The following is a 4,497-nucleotide window of genomic DNA, read 5'->3' as shown; positions in this document are numbered from 1 at the left end:
GTCTGCCAATTTAAAAGCGAAGCAGTAGCTGTCCGGGAAATGCGCAAACACTTTGCCTGGTATATCAAGGGACTCCCCGGAGCCACCCGCGTTCGCCAGGAGATAAACCGCGCCGCCTCCCGCGATGAACTGCTCTTGGCCCTCAATTCACTGCTGGCTGTGAGGGGTAAGGAGTAAGACCCTCACCCCTTGCCCTGGTTGCTGAATTTAATTCAGGCGCAACAACCTTAATAGCGATTGCAAGGCATTGTAAGGGCGGTCTTCGACCGCCCGCTTTCACCTTCGCCAGCGTTTTGTATATTCATGCAACCCTTATGCAACAAAAAGGGTGTTTTGCAGTGGAGTCAATTTTTGGTTGGCTTAATTAATATCGGGTCCTTAGCATTAGTGCTTGATTCCAGTTTTGTACTGGTGGTAAAATAACACTATCAATCTTGTGAACAATATTGTGCTCAGGAAAGCCACAGGAACAATTTTTCTGGCTGACAGCCACGGGCAGCTACAGGGATAGTTCTTCTGCCAGGCAACCCAACTTTGATCAGGAGAACCGTCCCCATGATTGCGCCCATGATTGGAGAAGTTCATGGAAATATTTCGTATTCAGGATAAGATTATAAGCTGGCAGAAGATTGAGAATACTTTGCGCAAAGCTCTGCAAATGAGAGCCCGGGGCCTGTCGCAGCAAGAAACGGCCGATCGCCTGATGATCGATCGTACCTTTATATCCCGCCTCGAAGGCATTGGTGAAATTCGCAAAGGCCAATCCATAGCCTGTATCGGTTTCCCCCTGCAAAATAAACAGGAAGTTCAGGATATTCTGGAAAAAGAAGGGGTAGACTTTATATTGTTAATGAGTGAAAAGGAACGGCTGGATTTTGTTAACCAGCGCAGCGGCAAGGAACTGCTGAACGAGTTGATGGATCTGACCGCCCGGGTCCGGGGTTACGAAACAGTAATCGGCATTGGCTCCGATGAACGGCTGAAGCTCATTGAAGGTGTTCTGGACGGGCAGTTTATCGGGGTGGAGATAGGTGCCTCCCCCATAACCGAAGACAAGTGGGTGGACCCCCAGGTAATCAGGAAAATCCTGCGTTCTATCAGAGTCGCCCGCTAGCAAGAAAAGTGAGGGGTTATTGGTCGTCAGTCGTCAGACATCAGAAAGGGGGAGGGGGTTATTTCCTACCCCATCTTACTATATAACAAGCGCCTACTAACTCACTTTTCATCGCTGGTTGTGGCCCTCACCCTGCACCCTTCACCCTTCACCCTTCGGGTACTCCTGGTGTTCCATCCTCCGGATGGCACTATTAAGGTTGCGGGTACTCCTGGTGTTCCATCCTCCGGATGGCACTATTAAGGTTGCGGGTACTCCTGATGTTCCATCCTGCGGGTGTCACTATTAAGGTTGCGGGCATGGGGGGGTAGTAAGAAAAGGTTACATTCCGCAGCTACTCTGCGGGTGATGCTCCCTGCGGGTGTCACTATTAAGGTTGCGGGCATGGGGGGTTAACAGCACAAGAAGGAGGCAGGTATTTGAAACGTATTGTCAGTGTCAGCCTGGGTGCATCGCACCGTGATCACTCCTTTGAAACAGAGTTTATGGGAGTTAAATTCCACATAGAGCGTATTGGAACTGATGGAGACTGGAACCGCGCCATCAATCTCATAAGGGAGCTGGATGGCAAGGTGGATGCCTTTGGCATGGGGGGTATCGACCTCTATGTACACATAGCGGGCAAGCGTTATGTAATAAAAGACGCCCGCCGCTTGATGAATGAAGCCCGGAAAACCCCGATGCTGGATGGCAGCGGCTTGAAGAATACCCTGGAGCGCAAGTGTATCATGGATATCCAGCGGGATGGTATCATGGATCTTAAGGGGAAACGGGTCTTGATGGTCTGTGCTGTGGATCGCTTTGGTATGGCGGAAGCTTTTGAGGAAATAGGAGCCCGCCTGACCCTGGGCGATTTTATTTACACCGTAGGCGTGCCCATACCCATGCACTCGTTGCGAACCCTGCGAATATTAGGAAGCATCGCGGCTCCCTTTATTGTTACCATGCCCTTTGACAAGCTTTATCCTACTGGCAAACAGCAGGATGTCATAATTCCCAAGCATTCGAAATATTATTATCAAGCTGATGTTTTGGCCGGCGACTTCCTCTATATCCGCCGCTACCTGCCGGAGAAACTTAACGGGCAGGTGATAATAACCAACACCACCACCCGGGATGATATGCAGATGTTAAAAAAACGGGGCATCAGCAAAGTAATTACCACCACCCCGGACATGGGCGGGCGCTCCTTTGGCACCAATGTCATTGAAGCTGTAATGGTTACCCTGATGGGGCGTCCCATTGATAATATTTCTCCGGCCGATTATTTTTCCATGCTGCAGGAGCTAAACCTGAAGCCAGGGGTGGTGAATCTGGAGGAATTCAGTGCTTGACCTGGATTTTGCCTTTTTTAGTCTAAAAAACCAAGACCGGCGGGGGCTAATCTACCGGAAATCCATATTGGACAGGCTGGCCCCCCTGTTTTTTCCCCCCCGGGTGGAAAAACTGATTTACCTGGACGGCCTTAATTCCAGAGGCTGCAATATTTCGCTCCCCCTGGGGCCGGGCAACCTCCGCTTGCTGGATGTGGAAAAGCAGGAAAACATAAGCCTGCGCTCGGCGGAGATACTGGAGGCTTACCAGCTGCCGGCCATGGCCGTGGATCGACTCCACAAGGAGCAACTGCGCCCCCTTTTTCCCTCCCTCCCCCTGGTTTTTGGGGATAATTTCATCAAAGCCCTGGCCAGTGTTTTTGTACGGGAAATCCTTTCCCGGCGGGGGATAAGAAAATTAATTATAACCGGGGAAACCGAGTATTTTTCCGAATTTATAGCGGAAACAGCCGCCTTGGGTGTCCCGGTATCCCTGCAAAGCACCCATCCTACGCGCTACGAGGTTCTGGCCTATCACCTGCTCTACGAAAAAGGGCAGGCAGTAAGCACCAGTTACCTGAAGCCGGCAAACTGGGAAAGAGGGGAACTGGTCCTGATGTTTGATCCGGATAGGCGCCAGATGGCTATAAGCTCGCCCCGGGCTTTTTGTATCAAGTTCAGCGACCAGGTAAAAGGCCTCTCCAGAGAGATGGAAACGCACCTGGCCGGTAATGGTATTGATCCCGCCCTGCACAACCTGGCCCCGATATTGGAAATATCTTTATTGGCAAAAGCAGGATTATTAGGCTGCAGTGCCGAACAGAATAATGCCAGAGAGGAAGAAGGCCGAAAGTTTTTGCTTTTGCAGGAATTGGGAAAACAGACCGGCTTATGGGAGCTCTTCCTTGACAAGGCAATATGAGCTCTTTATAATACCATAAAGGAAAAGCGGCCTTGATAATGCGAGCGAGCCTTGTCTCACTTTTATAACGAGGTGAATGTCCCCCGCTTCTTTAAGCGGCCGGGTTCCTATTAACAAAACAGGCGGTGGGTTCTAATCCCCTGCCTCGTTGCAGCGCTGTGTTGAAACTGCTCCGCAGTTTCTTCCGATGCTTAAAATTTATTATGGATAGGAGCGAATTAGATGGCGGAGGAAAAAGAGGTAGTTCTCACCAAGGAAGGCCTGGAAAAGCTGGAAAATGAACTGGAGCACCTTAAATCGGTGAAAAGAGAAGAGGTTGCAGAACGGATTAAACAGGCAATTGCCTTTGGAGATATAACGGAAAATTCAGAATACGAAGATGCCAAGAATGAGCAAGCCTTTGTCGAAGGACGCATAATAAGCCTGGAAAAAACCCTGAAGAAGGCCCGTTTGATGGAAGATGAGGATATACGCACCGATGTGGTTTCCTTGGGGTCGCGCGTCACCCTGAAAGAGATGAAATCAGGTCGTGAGGTCAAGGTCACCCTGGTATCTTCCGTTGAGTCCAAGCTCAAAGACGGCAAAATATCGGATGAATCCCCGGTAGGCAAAGCCATTATGGGGAAGAAAGTCAAGTCCACCGTATCGGTAGAAGCACCCGCCGGAACCATTAAATACAGGATTATGAAAGTGGAGAAGTAGCATGCCATACACAGGGACGATCCTTTTATCTTGGCATAAGAAAAGTGAAATAGGAGTGAAGGGGATTTAGAAGCAGCCTCGGCATTCAACCTCAGTTATCTTTGCATAGATATCATTTGATTGCCAGGTCGCCATTAATATTGCATCGTTAAAAACTGATTCTTCGATGCCACCATTATCACCGGTGTTTGTGCCCTTTGGGTAGGGATAAAATAGAAAAAAACGGGCAAAAGAACCGTCCCCATGCCCGGAGGAGGAAGTGTTTTAATGTCGGAATCCGAATTAAATATTAACGAGCTAAAGAAGGTACGGCTCGAGAAACTGGCTGAACTAAAGGAAATGGGAATTGAGCCCTTTGGCCGGAGATTTGAACGCGACTCCATGGCTCAGAATATAAAGGAAGGTTTTGCCGAATTAGAAGGGAAACCCGTAAGCATTGCCGGACG

The 4,497-nt window shown here is 49.5% G+C and carries 5 protein-coding genes; all 5 read left to right on the top strand.

What is annotated here, in order from left to right:
- Window positions 1-177: tRNA-dihydrouridine synthase (locus tag PHP87_RS10885; RefSeq protein WP_299921270.1), on the top strand; the 177-nt coding region annotated here is incomplete at its 5' end.
- Window positions 178-583: 406 nt separating this feature from the next.
- Entirely contained in the window at window positions 584-1,114 is a 531-nt protein-coding gene (locus PHP87_RS10880) for a transcriptional regulator (RefSeq protein ID WP_299921268.1), read from the top strand.
- 419 nt (window positions 1,115-1,533) lie between these two features.
- Window positions 1,534-2,448 carry a quinate 5-dehydrogenase gene (locus tag PHP87_RS10875; RefSeq protein ID WP_299921266.1) on the top strand — a complete coding sequence of 305 codons (915 nt, stop codon included), beginning with the start codon at window positions 1,534-1,536 and terminating at the stop codon, window positions 2,446-2,448.
- Window positions 2,441-3,349 (top strand): hypothetical protein, encoded by a 909-nt coding sequence (locus PHP87_RS10870; RefSeq protein WP_299921264.1) that lies wholly within the window; start codon window positions 2,441-2,443, stop codon window positions 3,347-3,349. Before PHP87_RS10875 ends, PHP87_RS10870 begins: the two co-directional genes overlap by 8 nt.
- Before the next feature lie 222 nt (window positions 3,350-3,571).
- On the top strand, window positions 3,572-4,051 hold the full coding sequence (gene greA, locus PHP87_RS10865; protein WP_299921263.1) for a transcription elongation factor GreA: 480 nt from the start codon (window positions 3,572-3,574) through the stop codon (window positions 4,049-4,051).
- The last annotated feature ends 446 nt before the right edge of the window (window positions 4,052-4,497 follow it).

Source organism: Syntrophomonas sp., assembly GCF_028707975.1.
Classification (GTDB): domain Bacteria; phylum Bacillota; class Syntrophomonadia; order Syntrophomonadales; family Syntrophomonadaceae; genus Syntrophomonas.
Note: the sequence above shows the minus strand (reverse complement) of the source record. Positions and strands in the feature narration are given on the sequence as shown.